General features: G+C 40.7%; 22 protein-coding genes and 1 other annotated feature. Of the genes, 20 read left to right on the plus strand and 2 right to left on the minus strand.

Translation table 11 applies throughout. From position 1 onward, the window contains the following. Positions 1 to 50 precede the first annotated feature (50 nt). The 17 genes from topA (at position 51) to ODU55_RS01760 (ending at position 16,725) form a co-directional block, all read left to right on the plus strand. The gene (gene topA / locus ODU55_RS01680; RefSeq protein WP_398581669.1) at positions 51 to 2,144 is read left to right on the plus strand and encodes a type I DNA topoisomerase; all 2,094 of its coding nucleotides are present in this window, start codon (positions 51 to 53) and stop codon (positions 2,142 to 2,144) included. A gap of 123 nt (positions 2,145 to 2,267) precedes the next feature. Next, positions 2,268 to 2,402, plus strand: a sequence feature (ribosomal protein L10 leader region). A gap of 26 nt (positions 2,403 to 2,428) precedes the next feature. Then, positions 2,429 to 2,923, plus strand: a complete 495-nt coding sequence (gene rplJ, locus ODU55_RS01685) for a 50S ribosomal protein L10 (protein WP_002936486.1) — start codon at positions 2,429 to 2,431, stop codon at positions 2,921 to 2,923. Between the two features lie 65 nt (positions 2,924 to 2,988). Next, positions 2,989 to 3,354, plus strand: coding sequence for a 50S ribosomal protein L7/L12 (gene rplL / locus ODU55_RS01690; protein ID WP_002936483.1), 366 nt, complete (start codon positions 2,989 to 2,991; stop codon positions 3,352 to 3,354). A gap of 199 nt (positions 3,355 to 3,553) precedes the next feature. Beyond that, positions 3,554 to 3,727, plus strand: a complete 174-nt coding sequence (locus tag ODU55_RS01695; RefSeq protein ID WP_398581670.1) for a hypothetical protein — start codon at positions 3,554 to 3,556, stop codon at positions 3,725 to 3,727. Next, positions 3,724 to 4,542, plus strand: a complete 819-nt coding sequence (locus tag ODU55_RS01700; protein ID WP_398581671.1) for a replication initiator protein A — start codon at positions 3,724 to 3,726, stop codon at positions 4,540 to 4,542. The genes ODU55_RS01695 and ODU55_RS01700 overlap by 4 nt, the downstream gene beginning before the upstream one ends. Before the next feature lie 148 nt (positions 4,543 to 4,690). After that, positions 4,691 to 6,046 carry a DNA (cytosine-5-)-methyltransferase gene (gene dcm / locus ODU55_RS01705; protein WP_398581672.1) on the plus strand — a complete coding sequence of 452 codons (1,356 nt, stop codon included), beginning with the start codon at positions 4,691 to 4,693 and terminating at the stop codon, positions 6,044 to 6,046. Further along, positions 6,030 to 6,458, plus strand: coding sequence for a hypothetical protein (locus ODU55_RS01710; protein ID WP_398581673.1), 429 nt, complete (start codon positions 6,030 to 6,032; stop codon positions 6,456 to 6,458). Before dcm ends, ODU55_RS01710 begins: the two co-directional genes overlap by 17 nt. A 10-nt stretch (positions 6,459 to 6,468) precedes the next feature. Further along, a complete protein-coding gene (locus ODU55_RS01715; protein WP_024380710.1) occupies positions 6,469 to 6,852 on the plus strand; it encodes an arsenate reductase in 384 nt (127 codons plus the stop codon). A gap of 8 nt (positions 6,853 to 6,860) precedes the next feature. Further along, complete coding sequence (locus ODU55_RS01720) at positions 6,861 to 7,094, plus strand: hypothetical protein (RefSeq protein WP_001005705.1); 234 nt, start codon at positions 6,861 to 6,863, stop codon at positions 7,092 to 7,094. Positions 7,095 to 7,096: 2 nt separating this feature from the next. Then, positions 7,097 to 7,681, plus strand: a complete 585-nt coding sequence (locus tag ODU55_RS01725; RefSeq protein ID WP_398581674.1) for a CPBP family intramembrane glutamic endopeptidase — start codon at positions 7,097 to 7,099, stop codon at positions 7,679 to 7,681. Positions 7,682 to 7,757: 76 nt separating this feature from the next. Further along, positions 7,758 to 8,246, plus strand: coding sequence for a hypothetical protein (locus tag ODU55_RS01730; RefSeq protein WP_398581675.1), 489 nt, complete (start codon positions 7,758 to 7,760; stop codon positions 8,244 to 8,246). Further along, positions 8,246 to 10,063, plus strand: a complete 1,818-nt coding sequence (locus tag ODU55_RS01735; RefSeq protein ID WP_398581676.1) for a VirD4-like conjugal transfer protein, CD1115 family — start codon at positions 8,246 to 8,248, stop codon at positions 10,061 to 10,063. Before ODU55_RS01730 ends, ODU55_RS01735 begins: the two co-directional genes overlap by 1 nt. A gap of 17 nt (positions 10,064 to 10,080) precedes the next feature. Further along, positions 10,081 to 10,323: a hypothetical protein gene (locus ODU55_RS01740; RefSeq protein ID WP_001072171.1), complete on the plus strand. Its 243-nt coding sequence runs from the start codon at positions 10,081 to 10,083 to the stop codon at positions 10,321 to 10,323. Positions 10,324 to 10,344: 21 nt separating this feature from the next. Next, positions 10,345 to 11,193 (plus strand): conjugal transfer protein TrbL, encoded by an 849-nt coding sequence (locus ODU55_RS01745; protein ID WP_044691326.1) that lies wholly within the window; start codon positions 10,345 to 10,347, stop codon positions 11,191 to 11,193. A gap of 61 nt (positions 11,194 to 11,254) precedes the next feature. Then, positions 11,255 to 11,608: a PrgI family protein gene (locus ODU55_RS01750; RefSeq protein WP_012775123.1), complete on the plus strand. Its 354-nt coding sequence runs from the start codon at positions 11,255 to 11,257 to the stop codon at positions 11,606 to 11,608. Beyond that, a complete protein-coding gene (locus ODU55_RS01755) occupies positions 11,565 to 13,916 on the plus strand; it encodes a VirB4-like conjugal transfer ATPase, CD1110 family (RefSeq protein ID WP_011922460.1) in 2,352 nt (783 codons plus the stop codon). Before ODU55_RS01750 ends, ODU55_RS01755 begins: the two co-directional genes overlap by 44 nt. Position 13,917: 1 nt before the next feature. Next, positions 13,918 to 16,725, plus strand: coding sequence for a phage tail tip lysozyme (locus ODU55_RS01760; RefSeq protein ID WP_398581677.1), 2,808 nt, complete (start codon positions 13,918 to 13,920; stop codon positions 16,723 to 16,725). Positions 16,726 to 16,787: 62 nt separating this feature from the next. Here ODU55_RS01760 and ODU55_RS01765 read toward each other — a convergent pair whose 3' ends face one another. Both ODU55_RS01765 and ODU55_RS01770 read right to left on the minus strand, forming a co-directional pair. Further along, a complete protein-coding gene (locus ODU55_RS01765; RefSeq protein WP_011922458.1) occupies positions 16,788 to 17,633 on the minus strand; it encodes a nucleotidyl transferase AbiEii/AbiGii toxin family protein in 846 nt (281 codons plus the stop codon). Continuing rightward, a complete protein-coding gene (locus tag ODU55_RS01770; protein WP_011922457.1) occupies positions 17,630 to 18,220 on the minus strand; it encodes a type IV toxin-antitoxin system AbiEi family antitoxin domain-containing protein in 591 nt (196 codons plus the stop codon). Before ODU55_RS01770 ends, ODU55_RS01765 begins: the two co-directional genes overlap by 4 nt. Before the next feature lie 171 nt (positions 18,221 to 18,391). Between ODU55_RS01770 and ODU55_RS01775 the strand changes: the two genes are divergently transcribed. From ODU55_RS01775 to ODU55_RS01785, 3 genes are read left to right on the plus strand one after another with little or no spacing between them, the layout of a single operon-like run. Further along, positions 18,392 to 23,287 (plus strand): SspB-related isopeptide-forming adhesin, encoded by a 4,896-nt coding sequence (locus ODU55_RS01775; RefSeq protein ID WP_398581678.1) that lies wholly within the window; start codon positions 18,392 to 18,394, stop codon positions 23,285 to 23,287. Next, positions 23,288 to 23,479 (plus strand): calcium-binding protein, encoded by a 192-nt coding sequence (locus ODU55_RS01780; RefSeq protein WP_011922455.1) that lies wholly within the window; start codon positions 23,288 to 23,290, stop codon positions 23,477 to 23,479. It abuts the gene before it with no gap. Continuing rightward, the gene (locus ODU55_RS01785; protein ID WP_012775120.1) at positions 23,463 to 24,014 is read left to right on the plus strand and encodes a hypothetical protein; all 552 of its coding nucleotides are present in this window, start codon (positions 23,463 to 23,465) and stop codon (positions 24,012 to 24,014) included. Before ODU55_RS01780 ends, ODU55_RS01785 begins: the two co-directional genes overlap by 17 nt. Positions 24,015 to 24,038: the final 24 nt, after the last annotated feature.

The raw sequence follows: 24,038 nt of genomic DNA on the forward strand, positions 1-24,038 counted from the left end.
AAAAAATAGTATATTCTTTGTGAGGTTAAAAATAATTGTAAGGTATAAGAATGGCTACGAAATCAGTTACTAAGAAAAAAACAGCAACCAAGAAGAATCTTGTCATTGTGGAATCGCCTGCCAAGGCCAAAACGATTGAGAAGTATCTTGGTAAAAATTATAAGGTTGTTGCCTCAGTTGGCCACATTCGTGATTTGAAAAAATCAAGCATGTCCATCGACTTTGACAACAACTACGCACCAGAATACATCAACATTCGAGGTAAAGGACCACTTATCAATTCTTTGAAGAAAGAGGCTAAAAATGCCAAACAAGTCTTTCTGGCGAGTGACCCGGACCGCGAAGGTGAAGCAATTTCATGGCATTTGGCACATATTTTGGGACTAGATGAAAATGACAAAAACCGTGTTGTTTTCAATGAAATTACAAAAGATGCTGTGAAAAATGCCTTTAAGGAGCCACGTGCCATCAATCATGACTTGGTTGATGCCCAACAAGCTCGCCGTGTCTTGGACCGTATTGTAGGGTATTCCATTTCGCCAATTCTCTGGAAAAAAGTCAAAAAGGGCTTGTCGGCAGGGCGAGTACAATCTGTTGCCCTCAAGCTGATTATTGACCGTGAAAATGAAATCAACAATTTCAAACCAGAAGAATACTGGACAATCGATGCGACTTTCAAAAAAGGAAGTAAGAAATTTCAAGCTAGTTTCTATGGTCTAGATGGTAAAAAAGTCAAGGTTGAAAACAATGAGCAAGTCAAGGAGATTTTGGCACGTCTAAACGGAGATGATTTCTTAGTAGAACAGGTGGAACGTAAGGAACGGAAGCGTAATGCACCACTTCCATATACAACCTCGACCATGCAGATGGATGCCGCTAATAAAATCAACTTCCGTACCCGTAAAACCATGATGGTTGCCCAACAACTCTATGAAGGAGTTAGTCTTGGAACAGGCGGTACCCAAGGTTTGATTACCTATATGCGTACGGATTCAACCCGTATCAGCCCTGTTGCACAGGCTCAGGCAGCAGAATTTATCACAGAGCGTTTTGGCGAAACCTATTCAAAACATGGTAGTAAGGTCAAGAATGCGACAGGAGCCCAGGATGCCCACGAAGCTATTCGTCCGTCAAATGTTCACTTGACACCAGAGTCTATTGCCAAGTATTTGGATAAGGACCAACTTCGTCTTTATACCTTGATTTGGAACCGATTTGTAGCTAGCCAGATGGCAGCGGCAGTCTTTGATACCATGAGTGTTCGCCTAGGGCAAAATGGTGTCATTTTCTCTGCCAACGGTAGTCAAGTAAAATTCGATGGTTACATGGCAGTCTATAATGATTCTGATAAGAATAAGATGTTGCCGGACATGGAGCAAGGAGATACAGTTGTTAGAACAACAACAAATCCTGAACAGCATTTTACTCAACCGCCTGCTCGCTATTCAGAAGCAACTTTAATCAAGACCTTAGAAGAAAACGGTGTTGGTCGTCCGTCAACCTATGCACCAACCATTGAAACCATTCAAAAACGGTACTATGTTAAGCTTGCTGCTAAGCGATTTGAACCGACAGAGTTGGGTGAGATTGTCAATAAACTCATTGTCGAATTCTTCCCAGATATTGTCAATGTCAAATTTACAGCCGATATGGAGCAAAAATTGGATGATGTAGAAATCGGGAAAGAGCAGTGGCAGAAGGTCATCGATGGTTTCTACCAACCGTTCAAGGTTGAGCTATCTAAGGCTGAAGACCAGATGGAGAAAATCCAAATTAAGGATGAGCCAGCTGGTTTTGATTGTGATGTTTGTGGTCATGAAATGGTCATCAAGTTAGGTCGTTTTGGAAAATTCTACGCTTGTAGCAACTTCCCAGACTGCCGCAATACCAAACAAATCACCAAGGAAATCGGTGTGACTTGTCCGGTTTGCCAAAAAGGTCAGGTGATTGAACGCAAGAGCAAACGCAATCGTCTATTCTATGGTTGCGATCGCTACCCAGAGTGTGAATTTACATCTTGGGACAAGCCCGTCGGACGTTCCTGTCCAAAATGTGACCACTATCTCGTTGAGAAGAAAGTTCGTGGTGATGGCAAACAAGTTGTCTGCCCAAATGGCGACTACGAAGAAGACAAAATTAAATAAGATTAAACTGCTATTCTCAAGGGAATGGCAGTTGTTTTTCATCCTTGAGAAAAAATTGGTAAAAAATTTTCAAAAAGTAAGAGAAAAGTCTTGCATTCTAGAAAATACTGTGTTATGATAATTGAGGTTTGAAAAAACTGACCTAAGACAGTAGGGGAGCTAGACTCATAAACATCCTACCGAGGCACAAAACGATTATTGAGATAAACGTATTTGTACTTTCGTGTCTAGGTTTAGGTGCGATTTTTTTGTGCCTAGCCCAAAATAAAAACGGAGGTAAAAAAATGAGTGAAGCTATTATCGCTAAAAAAGCGGAATTAGTAAATGCCGTTGCTGAGCAAATGAAAGCTGCAACATCTATCGTTGTTGTAGATGCTCGTGGTTTGACAGTAGAACAAGATACAGTTCTTCGTCGTAACTTGCGTGGTGCAGAAGTTGAGTACAAAGTTATCAAAAACTCAATCTTGCGTCGTGCTGCTGAGCAAGCTGGTCTTGAAGGTCTTGCAGAATTGTTTGTAGGTCCATCTGCAGTTGCATTCTCAAACGATGCAGTTGCTCCAGCTAAAACAATTTACGATTTCGCGAAAACTGCTGATGCTCTTGAAATCAAAGGTGGAGCTGTAGAAGGTAAAGTTTCTTCTAAAGAAGAAATCGAAGCACTTGCTACATTGCCAAACCGCGAAGGCATGCTTTCTATGTTGCTTTCTGTACTTCAAGCGCCAGTTCGCAACGTTGCATACGCTGTCAAAGCTGTTGCAGAAAAAGAAGACGCAGCTTAATGCGTCAGAGCGTAGCTGCTTAGTGCTACAAACTATATAAAAACCTAAATTGGAGGAATATCACAATGGCATTGAACATTGAAAACATTATTGCTGAAATTAAAGAAGCTACTATCCTTGAGCTTAACGACCTTGTTAAAGCTATCGAAGAAGAATTTGGTGTAACTGCCGCTGCTCCTGTAGCTGTTGCTGCAGCTGGTGGTGCTGCTGAAGAAGCTAAAGATTCATTCGACGTTGAATTGACATCTGCTGGCGACAAAAAAGTTGGCGTTATCAAAGTTGTACGTGAAATCACTGGTCTTGGTCTTAAAGAAGCTAAAGAGCTTGTTGACGGTGCACCAGCTATGGTTAAAGAAGGCGTTGCAACTGCAGAAGCTGAAGAAATCAAAGCTAAATTGGAAGAAGCTGGAGCTAGCGTTACTCTTAAATAAGAGTCACATCATAATTAGATTGCGGAATCCCTATTTACCAGTCTTTGAGAGCGATAAGCGATTGATAGAAACTGATAAATTGATTTGGTTTCCTGCCAAAAATCCTGCCAAAAATTCTTTGGCAGGATTTTTGTTTTAATAAATTTTCGGGGGTAGACATTAAATTGTCTGCCCCTTTTTTTGCGTTTTGGAGGTAATAATGAAAAAGTATGAACAATCATCACGTCAAATGGTGATGTGTCATCTCGTGACTATTTTGGAAGTTGATATTGAGAAAGCAACTCAGCTAATTGATGAAATGGAACAAGTAGGTTTAATCCGATTTGATGAATTTGGAAATGTTGGAATATTAGTCTTGGAGGGACAATCATGAAACGTATTACCGCTAATCAATATCAGACATCAGAGCGTTATTATAAACTCCCAAAAGTCTTGTTTGAGAGTGAACGGTATAAGGATATGAAGCTGGAAGTTAAGGTAGCCTATGCGGTTTTAAAGGATCGGTTGGAGTTGTCTTTTAGTAAAGGTTGGATTGATGAGGATGGGGCTATATATTTGATTTATTCCAATTCAAATCTGATGGCACTTTTAGGCTGTTCAAAGTCAAAACTACTCTCTATCAAGAAAACCTTACGCGAATATGGCTTAATCGATGAAGTCCAACAGTCCTCTAGTGAAAGAGGACGAATGGCCAATAAGATTTACTTGGGGGAGTTGGAACATGAACCTACCCCTGTCTCAAATTCAGACGGGGCTAGTGTTAAAAAAACACTAGGGGGGTCTCAAAGAAAGACGGGGCCGGTCTTATATTCAGCCCCTAGTGAGACTGAAGGAAGTGAGACTAAATATAGTGAAACTAAAGGGAGTGATTTCCTTATTGAGGACGAGGAGGAGAGGCAGCTGGTAGATGAGAAACAAGAAGAAAACTTTACTTCAAAAGTCGATGGCGTTACCAAGTACGATCGAGATTATATTTGGGGTTTGGTTCATGACCAGTTAAGACAGACCGGTCTATCTCAGTCGGCTAGTGACTATGCCATGCTCTATTTTAGTGACCGTTATCAGTATGCTTTGGAACATATGCGATTTGCTCGGTCAGCGGAAGTAATAGCTGAATACGTGTTTAATGGTGTGCTGTCAGAGTGGACCAAGCAACTGAGACGACAAGAAGTAAAGGGAGGTGAATAAGGTGATTTGGTGGATACTAGGTGGAATCTATCTGATTTCTATCATCATTTTGATTGTTGAAATCATCCGTGCACCTGAAATGGATGATCATATATAAGCAAGAGTTTTACAAGTGTAAGGCTCTTTTTTATTTGGAAAGAGAGGAAGAATGAAATTTTTAGATTTATTTGCTGGGATAGGTGGTTTTAGAATAGGAATGGAATCACAGGGCCATGAGTGTTTGGGCTTTTGTGAAATTGATAAATTCGCTAGAACATCCTACAAAGCCATGTTTAACACAGAAGGAGAAATAGAATACCATGACATTAAAGAGGTCACAGACCATGACTTTAGACAATTTAGAGGGCAAGTGGAGGTTATCTGCGGGGGATTTCCTTGCCAAGCATTTTCACTCGCAGGCAGACGATTGGGATTTGAAGATACTCGAGGGACTCTCTTTTTTGAAATTGCTCGAGCGGCCAAACAAATCCAACCACGTTTTCTATTTTTGGAAAACGTCAAAGGCCTACTCAATCACGACAAGGGACGGACGTTCGCCACAATCCTCTCCACGCTGGATGAATTGGGGTATGATGTCGAATGGCAGGTGCTTAACAGTAAGGACTTCCAAGTCCCGCAAAACAGAGAACGGGTCTTTATTATCGGACATTCTAGAAGATACCGTTCCAGATTCATATTTCCTCTCAGAAGAGAAAACAGCCCAGCTAATCTTGAAAGGCTAGGCAATATCAATCCCTCTAAACGTGGTTTGAATGGTGAAGTCTATCTGACGAGTGGACTTGCTCCTACACTAACAAGAGGTAAAGGTGAGGGGGCTAAAATCGCCATTCCAGTCTTAACACCAGATAGACTTGAAAAACGGCAACATGGTCGTCGATTTAAGGACAATCAAGACTCTATGTTTACATTGACCAGTCAAGACAGACATGGTGTTGTCGTCGCAGGAAATCTGCCGACTAGCTTTGACCAGACTGGAAGAGTATTTGACATTTCTGGCTTGTCACCGACCTTGACCACCATGCAGGGTGGAGATAAGGTTCCAAAGATTTTGCTGAGGGAGGAGCTGCCATTTCTGAAAATCAAGGAAGCCACAAAAAGAGGGTACGCAAAGGCAACTCTTGGAGACTCTGTCAATCTGGCTTATCCAGACTCAACCAAACGTAGGGGACGAGTGGGAAAGGGAATATCCAATACCCTGACGACTTCAGATAATATGGGAGTGGTGGTCGCTGCTCTGGAATATCGACAGGATAAGTGGTATGAAGTCACAGGCATTGTCTTAGACGGAAAACTCTATCGCCTAAGAATTAGACGACTGACACCAAGAGAGTGTTTCAGACTTCAAGGCTTTCCTGATTGGGCTTATGAAAGAGCAGAGAGTGTTTCCAGTAAGAGCCAACTATACAAACAGGCAGGCAATAGTGTAACGGTGACGGTTATTGAAGCCATTGCCAGAGAATTTAGAAGAATAGAAGAGGAAGAAAAACATGAACCTACTAAATAAGAAAAGTATCCTAGAGTGTACTGAATTAGAGGAACGTATTCACCAAGTTGAAACCAATCAGTTATTGGAAAAGATACTGTCGCTCCCCAATTTTGATTGTGACTTTGAGGTGACTTTTGAAGATGATTACCACAAAGAGATGAATGATTCCCTATTCTACGAATCCAATCTTCATCGGATTTCGGATTTTTTGGAAACTAGGGATATTAAAAATGATGTAGATACACTATTGACGAAAGACAAACACTTGGCCTTTCGTGCCTTTGGTGAAAATTATACTGCTAGGGGAAAGGATGGCATTTTAACGACTTTGGTGACGGTCAAGTGCTTTAGTGAAGGACGGATGCTTATTGATATGAGTCGCTATTTCTCAACTCCTGAACCAACAGTTGAAAATAGCTTAACCCTATAAGGAGGAGCCTATGCTTGAAGTATATCTAGGAAATAATGCCAATACAAATCAAGATTTACTAACTATTTTGACGACCTATGGTGTAACTTATCGTTGTACAAAAGCATGTGATGTAAACCGTGAAATCTTACTGTCACTCTTTGCCAAAACCACGGATTGTTTTGAGTTGCTGTCGCCACGATTTCTTCGGTTTAAGCGTCAATATTCGATAAGTTTGAATGAGATGATTCAGCTTATTCTCCAAAAACCAGACCAAAACCTTCGTCTGCCTCTCATTGTCTGCCAGAATCATGTCTATCCAGCTATTGGGTTAGATGAAGTGCGAACCTTTCTTCCCAGACAGGTAAAAGAAGAGCTGTTTCAGGCCAGCCTGATGAAACAAGTGACAGGGTAGGTGTGAAGATGAATGAACGATTTTGGGACAATTTAGAAATCATTCTGGCAGAAAAAGACCTCACTTGGGCAGAACTAGCTCGCAAAGTATTCAAAGGTCAATATGTTTATCCAAGTGAGTTTAATCGCCTCTATCAAAAATTACGGCATTACAAATCCAATCGTCTGATGCCACAGACAAGATGGGTTGAGCGAATTGTTTTGGTATTAGATATTGATTATGAAGATTTATTCAAGAGGTGACAATGATAAGGATAGTGTTGTTTTATCTAGCCATACAGCTTAACGGACTTCTGGTGAGTTTATACCTGCATGACTATATGACGATTAAGGTCTTAATCCTGCTACAAATGCTTCTTTTAGGTGTAGCTTGTCTAGAGATTACTCATAACAAAACTGTTCAAGCAAAAAATATAACCTTACAAAATCGCCTAAGATGGTTGCTTCTCGGCTTTGCGTGTATGCTTGCTTTTGCAGTCTTCATCAGTTTTCTATTTCCAGTTCAGACTAGGAATCAAGCGGTATTGGTACAAGTAGGAAAACAAGCTCCACATGTTATCTTTTTATTGTTTCTGGTCAATGCAAGTATTCTTGAAGAGGTAGTTTATAGGCAACTGCTGTGGGAAAAATTGACATTCCCTTTTGTACAAATAGGAGTGACCAGTTTTCTCTTTGCTTTAGCCCATGGTCCCATTCAATTAGGGAGTTGGCTCATGTATAGCTGTCTTGGGGGAATCTTGGCTGTTGTTCGATTGAAAAACGATTGTAAAATGGCAATCACCTTACATTTACTTTGGAATAGTTTGGTTTATGTCTTGACCTTCTTGTGATACCAAAATCAAGAGTGCTTCCGTATTATGGAAGCACCTTATGTTTGATAGGGGATTCAAAGAAGAGGAGGTCACCATGTCATCTGAACAACAAGAACGTCAAGCGATGCAATACGTGGAAAGAAGTAGTTTATTGACAGTCAGAACCCTCTTAAAGCTCTTAGAATGGTCAGCTAGGCAAGCCTTAGCCCAAGATTCAGCTTATAAGATTGGAGTTCAAAAACTGGAAGAACTCCTTCAAAGCCCTTACGCCATTGAAGGGATTAATGTTAGTAAAGACATTTTAGATAAGCCAATTGATGTGGAGAAATTCAAGGAGTTGATGGAGTCAGAAAAACTGCCAATCGCTATTAGTTGGCAAAAAGACTATCTCTACTTTTATGCCAAGGATAAGACCTTGCTCGATCATTACTTGGATGAATTGTTGAAGAAACTGATGTCTAATCCAGAGAAACTAGAAGGTTTAACTTTTGATAAAACCTTGGACCAAGAGATAGAACTGGCCAAAGAAAGAATAAGAGTGACAGAACCTTCGGCAGTCAAAACCAAGGAGGTGACCTTGTAATGTATTCAAGACGAAAAGCATTTGTCTTTGGTCTCTTGGGTCTCGCCTTTGGCTATTTCTGCCATCGTCTAACCCTACTCTATGATAGTTTAACCAATGCCCCACCTATGGAACGTATTGCCTACCTCTTAGGAGAGGGGTTAAATCAGGTTTTCAATCCTTTATGGCTATTTTCCTTTACTCAAAAATCTCTTCTTGCCTTTATCCTTGGGGTTCTAACGATGACGCTAGTCTATCTTTATGTATCGACAGGCCAGAAGGTCTATCGAGAAGGGGAAGAATACGGTTCTGCACGATTTGGAACCAGTAAGGAAAAGCGGAACTTTTACAGTAAGAATCCTTTCAATGACACGATTTTGGCTCGTGATGTTCGTCTAACCTTGTTGGAAAAGAAGAAGCCACAGTTTGACCGAAATAAAAACTTGATTGTCATTGGGGGTTCTGGTGCAGGTAAGACCTTTCGCTTTGTGAAACCCAACCTTATCCAACTTAATTGTTCCAATATTGTCGTTGATCCTAAAGACCATTTGGCTGAGAAGACAGGTAAACTCTTTTTAGAAAACGGTTATCAGGTTAAGGTTTTAGACTTGGTTAATATGACCAATTCAGACGGTTTTAATCCCTTTCGTTATGTAGAAACAGAGAATGATTTGAACCGCATGTTAACGGTCTATTTTAATAATACCAAAGGAAATGGCTCTCGCAGTGATCCGTTTTGGGATGAGGCTTCCATGACATTGGTGAGAGCTATTGCCTCTTATTTGGTGGATTTTTACAATCCTCCAGGAAGTTCCAAGCAAGAGCAGGAAGCAAGACGTAAGCGTGGCCGTTATCCGGCCTTTTCTGAGATTGGGAAACTCATCAAACTCTTATCAAAGGGGGACAATCAGGACAAAAGTGTTCTTGAAGTCCTGTTTGAAGATTACGCTAAAAAATACGGTCACGAGAACTTTACCATGAGAAACTGGGCAGATTTTCAAAACTACAAGGACAAGACCTTGGATTCGGTCATTGCTGTGACGACCGCTAAGTTTGCCCTCTTTAATATCCAATCGGTGATTGATTTGACGCAAAGAGACACTATGGATTTGAAAACGTGGGGCACTCAAAAGACCATGGTCTATCTTGTTATTCCAGACAATGATACGACTTTTCGTTTCCTATCTGCTTTATTTTTCTCTACGGTTTTCTCCACTTTGACCAGACAGGCTGATGTTGACTTTAAAGGGCAACTGCCTATTCATGTTAGAAGCTATCTGGATGAGTTTGCGAATGTCGGAGAAATCCCAGACTTTGCCGAACAAACCTCAACAGTTCGCTCTAGGAATATGAGTCTGGTTCCAATCTTGCAAAATATTGCTCAACTCCAAGGACTTTATAAGGAAAAAGAGGCTTGGAAAACTATACTGGGGAATTGTGACAGCCTCCTCTATTTGGGTGGAAATGACGAGGAAACTTTCAAATTTATGAGTGGTCTATTAGGCAAACAAACCATTGATGTCAGAAGTACCAGTCGTTCTTTTGGGCAGACTGGCTCAAGTTCTACCTCTCACCAGAAAATTGCCCGTGACTTGATGACGGCTGATGAAGTCGGGAATATGAAACGAGATGAATGCCTCGTACGCATTGCAGGAGTTCCTGTTTTTCGAACCAAGAAATATTTTCCGCTCAAACATAAGAATTGGAAATGGCTTGCGGATAAGGAAACCGATGTACGCTGGTGGCACTATCATTTCAATCCCCTAACCGCTGAGAAAGAGGTAGATTTGTCAGGCCATAAAATAAGGGATTTAAGCACAGAAACGACACTACATTAATAGAAATGAGGAATAATATGAATCAAAAACTATCAGGCTTTGTTTACGGAGTGGACGCCAGCTCCATGTTCTCCCAAGCCATGTCTCTATTACAAAAAGGCTTAATTGCAGTAGGAGCCTTTCTTGTTGTCATGGGCATTATCAACCTTTCAACCAACATTAAAGATGGTGGGCCAGGTGTCCGAAATGCCATTCTAGAAATTGTTGGTGGAGTCATGGTGGGAGCCGCGGGTGCTTTTGTGACTCAGATTACCATTTAGGGGAGGACAGCACATGACATGATGAATTTTACGTCACCTTTTGTATTTCTAGCCTCTGAAAAAGTATCTAGTGATAGCCTTTTTGAAGGGTTTCAAGTGGATTTAGAATCAACCGCCAACTTGGTTAAGTCACTAGCGGACTTTAATCCGACGGTGTGGTCTTACATGACAGCCATTACCAAGGGGATTATGCAGCCCTTGGGAGTAGCTATTCTTGCGGTAGTTCTTGTACTCGAATTTTCAAAAATGGCCAAGAAAATCGCAAACTCAGGCGGTGCAATGACCTTTGAAGCCATAGCACCTATGATTGTCAGCTACATCATGGTCGCGGTCGTGATTACCAATACGACGGTTATTGTGGAAGCCATTATTGCCATTGCCTCTTATGTTATTGAACAAGTGGCAAGTCTTGTCACGAATGGTGGTACTAATTACGATACCATCTCAGGCATTAAGGGATCTGGGATTGTAGGAAAAATGATTATTGGCTTTTTTGCGATTCTCATTTGGTTGGTACGAATGGCCAGCATCATGGTTGTCAATATCTTGATTACCATTCGCTTTATCCAACTCTATCTGATGATTCCTTTTGCCCCTGTTACCATTCCGACCTTCCTTAGTGATGACTGGAGAAGTGTTGGGATTGGTTACCTTAAAAACATTATGGTCTATGCCGTTCAGGGTATTTTGATTTTTCTAATTGTATCTCTTGTTCCCTTGTTTGAATCGGCTGGAAAGATTGCCGTATCAAATGGAGCTGGAGTGATGGAATCACTCGCCATTATGTTTGGTGGCTTGGTACAGGCCATATTGTTAATCATTGCCTTAGTTGGCAGTCAACGAACCGCCCGAAGTATTTTGGGGATGTAGGAGGATGGGAGTAAATTGCCCGCCTCCTCTTTTTATAGCTTATTTAGATTGGAGAACATTTATGAACACACGTGTCTTTAAGGACATCTCAAAGGTTCAACACAGGGCATGGCTGGGATTTACAACTAGACAGGTTATTTTTGTATTTCCAGCCGTCGCCATAACCATTTTGGTATTGGGCTTGAACCTATTTTACTGGCAATTTGGGGATTGGTTTGTCTATGGTTTTGTTTTTAGCTTTACCATTCCACTCATGTTATTTGGGGTCTATCGCCCTAATGATTTACCATTTGAAATCTACCTCAAGTACCGTTTTCATTATGAACTAACGGTGCCAGACCGCACATTTACTGGAAGAAAAGGAGACCAACGTGAAAAAATTAAAACACTCAATGAAACCAAAGACCTCTTCTAATGACAAAAAGCAAAAGACGAAAACACAGAAGCAGGAGATCAGACCTTCTACCGTAAATACGTTAGCCTATCAAGGGCTTTTTCAGAATGGCCTTATGCAGATCAGTCCAAGTTATTTCTCACAAACCTATCTCTTAGGAGATGTCAATTATCAAACAGTTGGCTTAGATGATAAGGGAGCTATCGTGGAGAAATATTCCGATTTAATCAATTCACTGGATGATCAGACCAATTTCCAACTGACCATTTTCAATCAAAAAGTTAATTTGGAAAAATTCCGTAAGAGTATTCTCTATCCCTTGCAGGAAGATGGGTTTGATGCTTATCGTGATGAATTGAATCGCATGATGGATGCCAACTTAGAGGCGGGTGAGAACAACTTTTCAGCCGTCAAGTTTCTTTCATTTGGCAAGAGCGACCAAACACCAAAAGTAGCTTTTCGTTCTCTGTCACAGATTGGGGAATATTTCAAGAGTGGCTTTTCAGAGATTGATGTGGCTCTTGGTTTACTTGGTGGAGAGGAGCGAGTGAATGTCCTTGCGGATATGTTGCGAGGTGAAAATCATTTACCGTTCTCTTACAAGGATTTGACCCTCTCAGGTCAAACTACCAAACACTTTATTGCCCCAACCTACCTTTCCTTTAAACACAAGAATCATATTGAATTGGACGATCGATTATTACAGATTGTCTATGTTCGTGATTACGGTATGGAGCTAGGGGATAAATTTATTCGTGACCTCATGCAGTCAGATTTGGAAGTGATGATTAGCCTACATGCTAAAGGCTCTACCAAGTCTGAAACCATGACCAAGCTACGAACCAAGAAGACCTTGATGGAATCGCAAAAGATTGGGGAACAACAAAAGATGGCTCGGACTGGAATCTATTTGGAGAAGGTCGGCCATGTTCTTGAGAACAACATCAATGAAGCAGAAGCTCTTCTTCAAACCATGACCCAGACAGGAGATAAACTGTTTGACACCGTATTTCTAATTGGCGTGCTTGCGGATACTGAAGACCAACTCAAACAATCTCTTGATATTATCAAGCAAGTGGCAGGGTCTAATGATATGATTATTGATAATTTGACCTATATGCAAGAAGCTGCTTTTAATAGTCTCTTGCCATTTGGGAAGAACTATCTCGAAGGTGTTTCTCGGTCTCTATTGACTTCAAACATTGCCGTGAATGCCCCTTGGACTTCCGTAGATATTCAGGACAAGGGTGGGAAATTTTATGGTATCAATCAAATCTCAAGTAATATCATCAGTATTGACCGTGGCAAGTTAAATACTCCGTCAGGTTTGATTTTAGGGACTTCTGGAGCGGGCAAAGGGATGGCGACAAAACATGAAATCATCTCTACAAAGCTCAAGGAAGCAGATAGTGATACTGAAATTATTATTGTTGACCCAGAAAACGAGTACAGTATTATCGGTCAAGCCTTTGGTGGGGAGAGTATTGATATTGCCCCAGATTCTACCACCTTCTTAAATGTCTTAGATCTATCTGATGAGAATATGGATGAGGATCCAGTTAAGGTCAAATCCGAATTTCTCTTGTCTTGGATAGGAAAGCTCTTAGACCGCAAAATGGATGGTCGTGAAAAGTCCTTGATTGACCGTGTGACACGACTCACTTATAAGCATTTTGACACACCATCCTTGGTCGAATGGGTCTTTGTCTTAGCTCAACAACCTGAACAGGAAGCTAAGGACTTGGCACTCGATATGGAACTCTATGTGGAAGGGTCGCTGGACATATTTTCACATCGGACCAATATTAAAACAGACAGTCATTTCCTGATTTACAATGTCAAAAAGTTAGGCGATGAATTAAAACAGATTGCCCTCATGGTTATCTTTGACCAGATTTGGAATCGTGTGGTAAAAAACCAAAAACTAGGGAAGAAAACCTGGATTTACTTTGATGAAATGCAGCTACTTTTATTGGACAAGTATGCCTCTGATTTTTTCTTTAAACTCTGGAGTCGTGTCCGTAAGTATGGGGCGATACCGACAGGCATTACCCAGAATGTAGAAACACTTCTTTTGGATGCCAATGGTAGACGCATTATTGCCAATAGCGAGTTTATGATTCTTTTAAAACAGGCCAAGAGCGATCGCGAAGAGTTGGTGCATATGCTTGGACTTTCCAAGGAATTGGAGAAATACTTGGTCAATCCTGAAAAAGGGGCTGGACTTATCAAGGCCGGTTCCACCGTTGTCCCATTCAAAAATAAGATTCCACAACACACCAAGCTCTTTGACATCATGAGTACGGACCCTGAAAAAATGAGGACATGAGATGAAAGAGGATAAAAAGCTAGTCAAACAGGCTAGGCAAAACTTTCGAAGCAACTTAAAATCAGCTCGTATGCATTATCGTAAAGAAGTTAGGACCTCAAAACAGACTGTTCCTAAAAAAGGAAGATTTCGAAAATCAGCCAAAAATTCTCTGTTTCAGGAAAAGAAAACAGAGTTAAAAGGAAATCTACTCAGTAGCCAAAAGGAAGCAGAAGAGAAGTTCATAAAGGAAATTACCTATGTTTCTCCTAGACTGTTGAAGGTAAAGGAAATCAAGAACTATCGACTTCCGCAAGCTCAAGAACGTTTGCGGACAGCAAGAAAACATCTGTCAGAAGTGAAACTAAGTGAGAAACAACAGGTAGTTAATCGCAAGTTTACTTTCCAAAAAGAAAATCCTTCCCTGGAGTCTCGCTTTCAGTTTCACCAAGAAAAATCATTTGATCGACTAATTGCAGAAAAAGACGTAAGTTCTGCCAAGCGTGAGGTTAAACAACTCAAGAAAGTCCAAAAGACTAAGAAAAACTCTACCAAATTCAAAGTTGGATTAGGCTTAGCTGCATCCGAATCGCTTGACCTGGTAGCACAGGAGGATGATTTAGATGGTCTAAGAACCATGAAGGATACTAGTTTGAAAGCCAGACGCTATGGAATGTTTACCTTTCAAGCAGGTAAGGTGGCAGTAAAAAGTGGACAGACTGGTGTGCGGTTTACCAAAACAAAATTTTCTCATGGAAAGGAACGATTCCAAAACTTCAAAAAGGGAAAAAGATTCACACGCCAGAAACCTCTTAAACCAAGAAGACGTTACCAAACCTTTTTAAAGCATGTCAGAAAACAAAGTGTCGCAGGTTTCAAAGGAATCGTCCAAGCCATTAAGGGAAGTATGACTTTCTTTTCTGTCATTGCGGGAAATCCTTTGACTTGGATTGTCTCAGGCATTCTCTTGATACTCCTTTTGATGATGAGCTTTTTCATGAGTGTTTCAGGTAGTAGTGTCATTCAACAAGATGAGATGGAGTTGTCCAAGGCCTATACCTACATGACGTGGGAAGATGCGGAGCATACGAGAACCAATGAAAAAGGGATTGCCTACTACACCAAAATTGATGAGGTCATGGTTTACATGAATCATCAATACCAAGACTACAAGCTTGACGATTTCATGGAAACAGGTGGTGCGACTTATAAAGCATTTCTCAGTCAAGTCTGGACGGACTTAAACGGTGGTGACTCTATTAAATCCATGTCTGACTTGTATAAAGAACCTGCTTACAAGCTGTCTGATGAGGACCAAGAAGAGCTAAAGGAATTGACCGAAGAAGGCAATTATTTTGCCCTTCAAGAATTGGACAATCCCTTTCAGGGACAGTCTGATGAAGATAGTTTAAGTATGTTATACCGATATGGTTATGAGGTCATGGATGAGAAACCAACGCTTCATCACCATATTATCTTAGAAGCAAAAGAAGGCCAAGTTATTGTGGCTCCGATGGATGGCAAGGTATCTCTTGATGGAGAGAACGTTGTTTTGACATCTGGTAAGGGAGTGAATAAAACTAAACTAACCTTGTTTGGCATTCATTCAGGCCGAGTGAGTGAACATCAAAAAGTCTTGGCAGGAGACATTATTGGTCAGACCAAGGATGGAACGGGTCTAAAAGTCACCTATCAAAAGGTTGATGATGACACAGATAAGTTGGTCTATGTCAATCCAGCTTTCTACTTTCCAAAAGTAATCCAGGTTCAGACCACCATTGTTCCAACTATCGGTCAATTTGGTGGCGACGAGTTCGAGAGAGCCAAGGCGATTTATGACTATCTCAAAAGCAAAGGTGCGACCAATCAAGCTATTGCAGCCATTTTAGGAAATTGGTCGGTAGAATCCTCTATTAATCCCAAGCGTGCAGAGGGCGACTATCTATCTCCCCCTATTGGTGCGACAGACAGTTCGTGGGATGATGAGGGCTGGCTCTCACTCAATGGTCCAATTATATACAATGGACGCTACCCCAATATTCTCAAACGTGGTTTAGGCTTAGGACAATGGACAGATACTGCAGATGGTTCACGCAGACATACCTTGTTGCTCGAATATGCCAAAGGAAAAAATCTAAAGTGGTATGACTTAGGGTTACAACTGGATTTCATGTTGCATGGGGATAGTCCTTATTACACCAACTGGTTAAAGGACTTCTTCAAAAATTCAGGAAGTCCAGCTAGTCTTGCCCAACTCTTTCTCATTTACTGGGAAGGAAATTCAGGGGATAAGCTACTTGAGCGTCAGACACGAGCAAGTGAGTGGTATTACCAAATTGAAAAAGGCTTTAGTCAACCCAACGGTGGGACTGCACAAAGCGATCCAAAAGCACTTGAAGCTGTACGAGGAGATTTTTTTGAAAACTCTATTCCAGGAGGTGGTGACGGTATGGGGTATGCCTACGGCCAATGTACTTGGGGCGTCGCAGCCCGTATCAACCAACTGGGTCTAAAACTCAAAGGTAAGAATGGTGAGAAGATTCCAATTATCAGTACCATGGGCAATGGCCAAGATTGGGTACGAACAGCCGCAAGTCTCGGTGGGGAGACAGGGACAAGTCCACAAGCAGGAGCTATACTCTCATTTGCGGGAGGAGGACATGGCACACCAGCAGAATACGGACATGTGGATGTGGCTTTTGTCGAAAAAGTCTACCCAGATGGCTCATTCCTTATCTCCGAAACCAATTACAATGGCAATCCCAACTACACCTTCCGAAAATTATCTGGGGTGGATAGTAGCTTGAGTTTTGCATATACGACGAAATAAAAAAGGATATGCTAACAAAATGTATAAATGTTAGCATATCCTTTTTTATTTTTTGGTCACTTTTAATCAAAATTTATAGAAATGAGAACTGCTATGAGACGAATCATCTCCTCAAGAACATCTGCAAGGGAAATTCCCTTTGTATAGCTATATTTTTTCGAATAATTTTGCCATTGTTGATTCTGAATAGGGTCAGATTTGAACCTCTCGAGTAGTTCAATAATCTTTTCAAAATCGAGCACTGTTTCGCGATATGAAAATGTTCTCTGACAGGCATTTTTCAATTGAATGAAGTCAATGTCTTCTTTCTTCAGTTTTGAAAGAATATAAACATCGTAAAAATCTTTGCTTCTGCTGTTCAAGAAGTTACGTGAATAGATGGTTTGAAGTTTCTCAGCTAGGATTGTTTCAATTGTATAAGCAATGATTGGAAAATTTTCTTCATCAAAAATAGCTTTATAGTCGTATGTAATCGGCTGAGGAGTTACAACATCGCCTGTCGCAATATCCAAATGGATAACTTGTTTAATATTCTCAAGTTGGCACAAAATTGTTGCTCGATAGCCACCATAGTCATCACTTTCTTTAATAGCTGTGATGGATTGAATCACAAAAGATATACCTTCTTCTGAATCTGCTAAAATTTCTTTGAGTTGCTGCTTCACAGTATCTTCTGAGAGTGTTATTTGATGGAACAAAAAATCAATATCAACCGTGCTACGAGATTCAACTCCAATAACATTTGACAGTAGGAATCCTCCTTTGAAGATATAGTGATTTGAGTAGGTACTCTGACTTAATTTTTTCAAAATCACTTCTAGAAAGTAATAGGTCATCACGGAATTAAAGGTTAATCCAGTATTCTTAGATATTTTATGACAGAGTGCTGTTAGCTTAGCTTTATTCATACTAGGACCTCCAGAGTTTGTTTGACCTTGGCCAAGGTGCTCATTTTTGTCGCATATTCATAGAGTTTTGTAAGATTTTTTTTAGGATAGTTTCCGTAAAGTTGAAGTGTTTTGACAAAAAGCTCAGTATCTATTTTTTCTCGATGAATCACAAAATCACAGATAATACGTTCGAAATCATACACTCTTACCTCGTTTCCCATAGGGGTTTTTACAAGAGTAATTCCTAGTTCGCTATTTTCCTTAGAAACGGAATGAATGTTCAGATTAGCTGGAGGAGTATTAAAACGGTAACCTCTAGGAATGGTTACGTCAAAATATTGAGGAATTTCATCTGTAAATTGTTGCAGATAAAGCGCTGAGATATATGAGAAAACAGCTTTCGGATATCGGTACTGAAAGAAGTAGTATTCGTCGTAGTCTCCATTCTGGGTTAGGAAAATTCCTTTTTCGACGCGGTATAGAATTCCTTCTTTTTCTAGTCTTGTCAAATATATTGTTGGAATATTTAGAGCTTTACAATCTTTATAGGTGATAATGCCATTGTGGTTTTCTATAAATTCAAGTAGAATCTCTTTTTTTGACATGCTTACTCCTTTCTATGTTGCTTTTACACTACAATTTTATAACATTTGTAGTGTAAAAGCAACATTTTCTTTTCCCTGAATTGATTGTGATAACAAAATCAAGCCTTCTTTTTTATGATGAGGAAAGAGCGACAGTTTGTTGCTACAGAAAAAAGAAAAGAAGGACACTTTATGACCAAAACATGTAATCATCACTTTCTTGTCAATCAGGAAAAAGGCGAGAAACACGTCTTTCGTAAGAGTAAAAAATACCGAACCCTTTGCTCGGTTGCCCTTGGAACCATGGTGACTGCTGTTGTTGCTTGGGGTGGAACAGTTGTACATGCTGATGAAGTCTCATCATCAGTTGACACCACCATTCAACGAACGGAGAATCCAGCCACGAATTTACCAGAAGAACAGCCAAACCCTGTATCTGAACAAACTGAAAGTTTGGCGTTAACTGGACAATCTAATGGAGCGATTGCTGTCACCGTACCACATGATACGGTAACACAAGCAGTTGAAGAGGCCAAGGCTGAAGGTGTTTCTACAGATGAAGATAGCCCAATGGATTTGGGAAATACAACTTCTGCGACAGAAACCAGCCAACAAATTTCAAAAGCAGAAGTAGATGCCCAAAACCAAGTTGAGGCTATCAATGAAGTTACTGAAACCTACAAAGTTGACAAAGCGACATACGAATCGAATAAAGCCCGCATTGAACAAGAAAATAAGGAGCTGTCACAGGCCTACGAAGGGGTCAACCAAACTGGTAAAGAGACAAATGCTTGGGTTGATACTAAAGTCAATGACCTAAAAACTCGGTATGCAGATGCTGATGTGACAGTAAATGAACAAGTAGTTTCATCAGGAAATGGGACAGCTGTACTAGACTATACAAACTATGGCAAGGCTGTTGAAACCATTCAATCAACTAACGAACAAGCTGTAGCGGATTATCTAACAAAGAAAACCAAGGCAGATGAAATTGTTGCGAAAAATCAGGTCATTCAAAAAGAAAATGAAGCTGGACTTGCTAAGGCAAAGGCAGATAATGAAGCCATTGAAAGGCGTAATAAGGCGGGTCAAGCAGCTGTTGATGCTGAAAACCGTGCAGGTCAAGCCGCAGTAGATCAAGCTAATCAGGAGAAACAACAATTAGTTTCAGATCGTGCAGCCGAGATTGAAGCTATTACCAAACGTAATAAAGAAAAAGAAGCCGCAGTCAGAAAAGAGAATGAAGCGATTGATGCCTATAATGCCAAAGAATTGGAATGCTATCAACGTGATTTGGCCGAGATTTCAAAAGGTGAAGAAGGTTATATTTCTGAAGCCCTTGCTCAAGCCCTCAATCTCAATAACGGTGAGCCACAAGCACAACATGGAGCCAATACCCGAAATCCTGATCAGATTATTTCAACTGGCGATGCTTTGCTGGGTGGCTACTCAAGAATTTTGGATTCAACAGGATTCTTTGTCTATGACAGCTTCAAAACAGGTGAGACTCTTAGTTTTAATTATCAAAATCTTCAAAATGCACGATTTGATAGGAAAAAGATTAGCCGTGTGACTTACGATATTACCAACCTAGTATCACCAGCTGGAACCAATGCCGTGAAATTGGTTGTGCCAAATGATCCAACCGAGGGCTTTATTGCCTATCGAAATGACGGAAACGGTGACTGGCGAACAGACAGGATGGAGTTTCGTGTAGTTGCCAAGTATTACTTGGAAGACGGTTCACAAGTCACCTTCTCCAAAGAAAAGCCAGGAGTCTTCACACATTCTTCCCTCAATCATAATGACATTGGTTTAGAATATGTTAAAGATTCATCTGGGAAATTTGTTCCGATTAATGGTTCTACCGTTCAAGTGACTAATGAAGGTCTAGCGCGTTCTTTGGGTTCCAACCGTGCAAGTGATTTGAATTTACCTGAGGAATGGGATACCACATCAAGTCGTTATGCTTATAAAGGAGCTATTGTCTCAACAGTTACATCAGGAAATACCTACACAGTCACCTTTGGGCAAGGCGATATGCCACAGAATGTTGGCTTGTCATACTGGTTCGCCTTAAATACCCTACCAGTTGCACGTACAGTGACACCTTATAGTCCCAAACCTCATGTAACGGTGGATCTTGAACCCGTTCCAGAACCTATTACGGTAACACCAGATGTCTTTACTCCTATAACATTTACACCAGAAAAGCCTGTAACCTTTACGCCAAAGCCTTTGGAAGAAGTGGTGCAGCCTAGTCTGTCCTTGACCAAAGTAACCTTACCTGTCAAACCTATTCCAAAAGAACTTCCGACTCCACCACAAGTACCGACAGTTCATTATCACGCTTATCGTTTGACGACAACTCCAGAGATTATGAAAGAAGTAGTCAATAGTGACCAAGCTAATCTTCATGAGAAAACTGTCGCAAAAGATTCAACGGTGATTTATCCCTTAACAGTTGATGCCTTATCGCCCAATCGTGCCCAAACGACTAGTCTCATTTTTGAGGACTACTTGCCTGCTGGTTACCTCTTTGATAAGGAAACAACACAAAAAGAGAATGGAAACTATGTCCTTGGCTTTGATGAGACTAAGAATTTTGTGACCTTAACTGCAAAGGAAAACTTGTTGCAGGAGGTAAATAAAGATTTAACCAAGGTTTATCAATTGACCGCCCCAAAACTCTATGGTTCTGTTCAAAATGATGGGGCGACCTATTCCAATAGTTATAAACTCCTTTTGAACAAGGGCACAACCAATGATTATACAGTCACTTCAAATATTGTGACGGTACGTACACCAGGTGATGGGGAGACAACTACACTTATTACACCTGATAAGAACAATGAAAATACGAATGGTGTTCTCATTAACGATACGGTCGTAGCTCTTGGTACAAACAACCACTACCGATTGACTTGGGATTTGGACCAGTATAAGGGAGATCGTTCTGCTAAAGAGACAATTGCACGAGGCTTCTTCTTTGTGGACGATTACCCAGAGGAAGTGCTTGATGTGGTGGAAAATGGCACGGCTGTTACAACCCTTGATGGTCAGAAGGTATCAGGAATAACGGTTAAAACCTATGCTTCGTTAAATGAAGCCCCTAAAGACCTTCAAGATAAATTAGCTCGTGCTAAGATTACACCGACAGGTGCTTTTCAAGTCTTTATGCCAGATGACAACCAAGCCTTTTATGACCAATATGTCAAAACAGGTACATCTTTAGCTTTACTGACCAAAATGACGGTTAAAGATAGTCTCTATGGTCAGACAAAGACCTATACAAACAAGGCTTACCAAGTGGATTTCGGCAATGGCTATGAAACCAAGGAAGTGTCCAACACCCTTGTTACTCCAGAACCTAAGAAACAAAACCTAAACAAAGACAAGGTGGACATCAATGGGAAGCCCATGCTAGTGGGAACTCAAAATTACTATACTCTCTCATGGGATTTGGACCAATACCGAGGGATTAAAGCTGACAACTCTCAGATTGCACAAGGATTTTACTTTGTGGATGATTATCCAGAAGAAGCTTTATTGCCAGATGAAACAGCTATTCAGGTTATCACATCTGATGGCAAAACAGTTTCAGGAATCACGGTGAAGTCTTATGCTCAATTATCAGAAGCTCCTAACTCCTTACAAGCAGCCCTTTCTAAACAAAAAATTCAGCCTAAAGGAGCTTTCCAAGTTTTCATGCCAGAAGACCCACAAGCCTTTTATGAATCGTATGTGACTAAGGGGGAGAATATTACCATCGTCACTCCGATGACTGTTTTGGAAACCATGATTAATTCAGGGAAGTCTTATGAAAACGTGGCCTATCAGGTGGATTTTGGACAAGCATATGAAACTAATACGGTGACCAATTTTGTCCCTAAAGTAACTCCACACAAGTCTAATACCAATCAAGAAGGCATTTCAATTGATGGAAAGACTGTCCTTCCGAATACGGTCAATTATTACAAAATTGTCTTGGATTACAGTCAATACAAGGACATGGTCGTGACGGATGATGTTCTTGCCAAGGGATTTTACATGGTAGACGATTACCCAGAAGAAGCCCTTACCCTAAATCCTGATGGCATTCAAGTTTTGGATAAGGATGGCAATCGTGTATCTGGTATCTCTGTCAGCACCTACGCTAGTTTGTCAGAAGCTCCGAAAGTCGTCCAAGATGCCATGGCTAAACGTCAGTTTACACCTAAAGGAGCCATTCAGGTCCTTAGTAGCGATGATCCCAAAACCTTTTATGAGACCTATGTGAAGACTGGTCAAACCTTAGTTGTCACGCTTCCGATGACGGTAAAAAATGAGTTGACCAAAACAGGTGGTCAGTATGAAAATACAGCCTATCAGATTGATTTTGGCTTGGCCTATGTCACGGAAACAGTGGTTAATAATGTTCCCAAACTAGACCCACAAAAAGATGTGGTGATTGACTTGTCTCATAAAGATGACAGCCTTGATGGGAAAGAAGTGGCCTTGCATCAAACCTTTAACTATCGTTTGGTTGGAGCTTTGATTCCAAGCAATCGTACGACAGATTTATTTGAATATGGTTTTGAAGATAACTATGATGAAAAGCATGATGAGTACAATGGTGTTTATCGCAGCTATCTGATGACGGATGTCACCCTAAAAGACGGTTCTGTCTTAAAAGAAGGAACGGAAGTCACGAAATATACCTTGCAACAGGTGGATACAGAAAATGGCCTCGTGTCAATTTCATTTGATAAATCCTTCTTAGAGACTGTCTCTGATGATTCAGCCTTTCAGGCAGATGTTTACCTGCATATGAAACGGATTGCGGCTGGTCAGGTGGAGAATACCTATCTTCATACAGTGAATGGCTATGTCATCAGTTCAAATACAGTTGTAACACATACACCTCAACCTGAAGAACCAAGTCCAAATCAACCCACACCACCTCAACCACCAATTGAGACTATTGAACCGCCTGTTCCAGCAAGCATTTTGCCAAATACAGGGGAACAGGAATCCCTTTTGGGCTTGATTGGAGCTGGTATTCTACTTGGTACGGCTTATGGACTGAAGAAAAAGGAGGAGAAGTAGATGAATCCAAAAACTATTTATGAAAAGGATTCAGACCAAGATGGTTTGACAGATGCTCAGGAACTAGCTTTGGGAACCAATCCGCAGTCTGTTGACACAGATGGTGATGGTCAAGCTGATTTAGAGGAGCTACAATCTGGAAATTCACCACTAGTCCCACAAAAGGAGTTGTGTGATGGCTTGGAACTTTGACACCATGAAAGAGGCTTTGTCTGAAATGGAGAAGGTCGATTACCAAGAGTTTATCAAGGCCTTTCTCTCTTTGGAATTAAGTATTTCTGATAGAACAATCCTCAATCAGGTTTATCAAGATTATATGGATGAGGATGACCTATCCTTGATTAGTGATGAGCTACGAGTTAAAGTTGATAGTTATCAGGATGAAGTACAGGTAGATATGACTGACATTCTGGAAAAGTTGTACCGAACAGGTGAAGGCTCTAATTTTATTATGGATTTAATGTCCTCAAATAGTCTTTCAGACACCTTGGAACAGTATGAGGTTTTGGATAGTGACGATTATTCACTACTTAGCCTTGAAACCTTACAGGCCATGATTCAACAGGACTTGGCTATTTCTAGTCAGGATTATTTTGGAGATTTGGTTCGCCTTGCCTTGCAAAAAGATTTACTAGACCAGAAAAGTCATTTCTTACAACACTATGTGGCAACTGTAATGGATGGTATTCCACAAGAAAGAGACCAACGAGCCTTGGTCCTAGATTAACACAAAGGGCTGAGAAACACTCTC

Origin of the sequence: Streptococcus sp. 2022WUSS037, assembly GCF_044427225.1 — a bacterium.
Classification (GTDB): domain Bacteria; phylum Bacillota; class Bacilli; order Lactobacillales; family Streptococcaceae; genus Streptococcus.

What these genes read in the sequence shown, in the direction of transcription:
- ODU55_RS01740 (WP_001072171.1), top strand. Translation starts at nt 10,081, where the DNA reads ATGAATCAAAAACTATCAGGCTTTGTTTACGGAGTGGACGCCAGCTCC.
- ODU55_RS01725 (WP_398581674.1), top strand. Translation starts at nt 7,097, where the DNA reads ATGATAAGGATAGTGTTGTTTTATCTAGCCATACAGCTTAACGGACTT.
- ODU55_RS01700 (WP_398581671.1), top strand. Translation starts at nt 3,724, where the DNA reads ATGAAACGTATTACCGCTAATCAATATCAGACATCAGAGCGTTATTAT.
- rplL (WP_002936483.1), top strand. Translation starts at nt 2,989, where the DNA reads ATGGCATTGAACATTGAAAACATTATTGCTGAAATTAAAGAAGCTACT.
- ODU55_RS01745 (WP_044691326.1), top strand. Translation starts at nt 10,345, where the DNA reads ATGAATTTTACGTCACCTTTTGTATTTCTAGCCTCTGAAAAAGTATCT.
- ODU55_RS01735 (WP_398581676.1), top strand. Translation starts at nt 8,246, where the DNA reads ATGTATTCAAGACGAAAAGCATTTGTCTTTGGTCTCTTGGGTCTCGCC.
- ODU55_RS01785 (WP_012775120.1), top strand. Translation starts at nt 23,463, where the DNA reads ATGGCTTGGAACTTTGACACCATGAAAGAGGCTTTGTCTGAAATGGAG.
- ODU55_RS01695 (WP_398581670.1), top strand. Translation starts at nt 3,554, where the DNA reads ATGAAAAAGTATGAACAATCATCACGTCAAATGGTGATGTGTCATCTC.
- ODU55_RS01760 (WP_398581677.1), top strand. Translation starts at nt 13,918, where the DNA reads ATGAAAGAGGATAAAAAGCTAGTCAAACAGGCTAGGCAAAACTTTCGA.
- ODU55_RS01750 (WP_012775123.1), top strand. Translation starts at nt 11,255, where the DNA reads ATGAACACACGTGTCTTTAAGGACATCTCAAAGGTTCAACACAGGGCA.
- ODU55_RS01730 (WP_398581675.1), top strand. Translation starts at nt 7,758, where the DNA reads ATGTCATCTGAACAACAAGAACGTCAAGCGATGCAATACGTGGAAAGA.
- ODU55_RS01780 (WP_011922455.1), top strand. Translation starts at nt 23,288, where the DNA reads ATGAATCCAAAAACTATTTATGAAAAGGATTCAGACCAAGATGGTTTG.
- ODU55_RS01710 (WP_398581673.1), top strand. Translation starts at nt 6,030, where the DNA reads ATGAACCTACTAAATAAGAAAAGTATCCTAGAGTGTACTGAATTAGAG.
- ODU55_RS01715 (WP_024380710.1), top strand. Translation starts at nt 6,469, where the DNA reads ATGCTTGAAGTATATCTAGGAAATAATGCCAATACAAATCAAGATTTA.
- topA (WP_398581669.1), top strand. Translation starts at nt 51, where the DNA reads ATGGCTACGAAATCAGTTACTAAGAAAAAAACAGCAACCAAGAAGAAT.
- ODU55_RS01775 (WP_398581678.1), top strand. Translation starts at nt 18,392, where the DNA reads ATGACCAAAACATGTAATCATCACTTTCTTGTCAATCAGGAAAAAGGC.
- ODU55_RS01720 (WP_001005705.1), top strand. Translation starts at nt 6,861, where the DNA reads ATGAATGAACGATTTTGGGACAATTTAGAAATCATTCTGGCAGAAAAA.
- dcm (WP_398581672.1), top strand. Translation starts at nt 4,691, where the DNA reads ATGAAATTTTTAGATTTATTTGCTGGGATAGGTGGTTTTAGAATAGGA.
- ODU55_RS01765 (WP_011922458.1), bottom strand. Translation starts at nt 17,633, where the DNA reads ATGAATAAAGCTAAGCTAACAGCACTCTGTCATAAAATATCTAAGAAT.
- rplJ (WP_002936486.1), top strand. Translation starts at nt 2,429, where the DNA reads ATGAGTGAAGCTATTATCGCTAAAAAAGCGGAATTAGTAAATGCCGTT.
- ODU55_RS01770 (WP_011922457.1), bottom strand. Translation starts at nt 18,220, where the DNA reads ATGTCAAAAAAAGAGATTCTACTTGAATTTATAGAAAACCACAATGGC.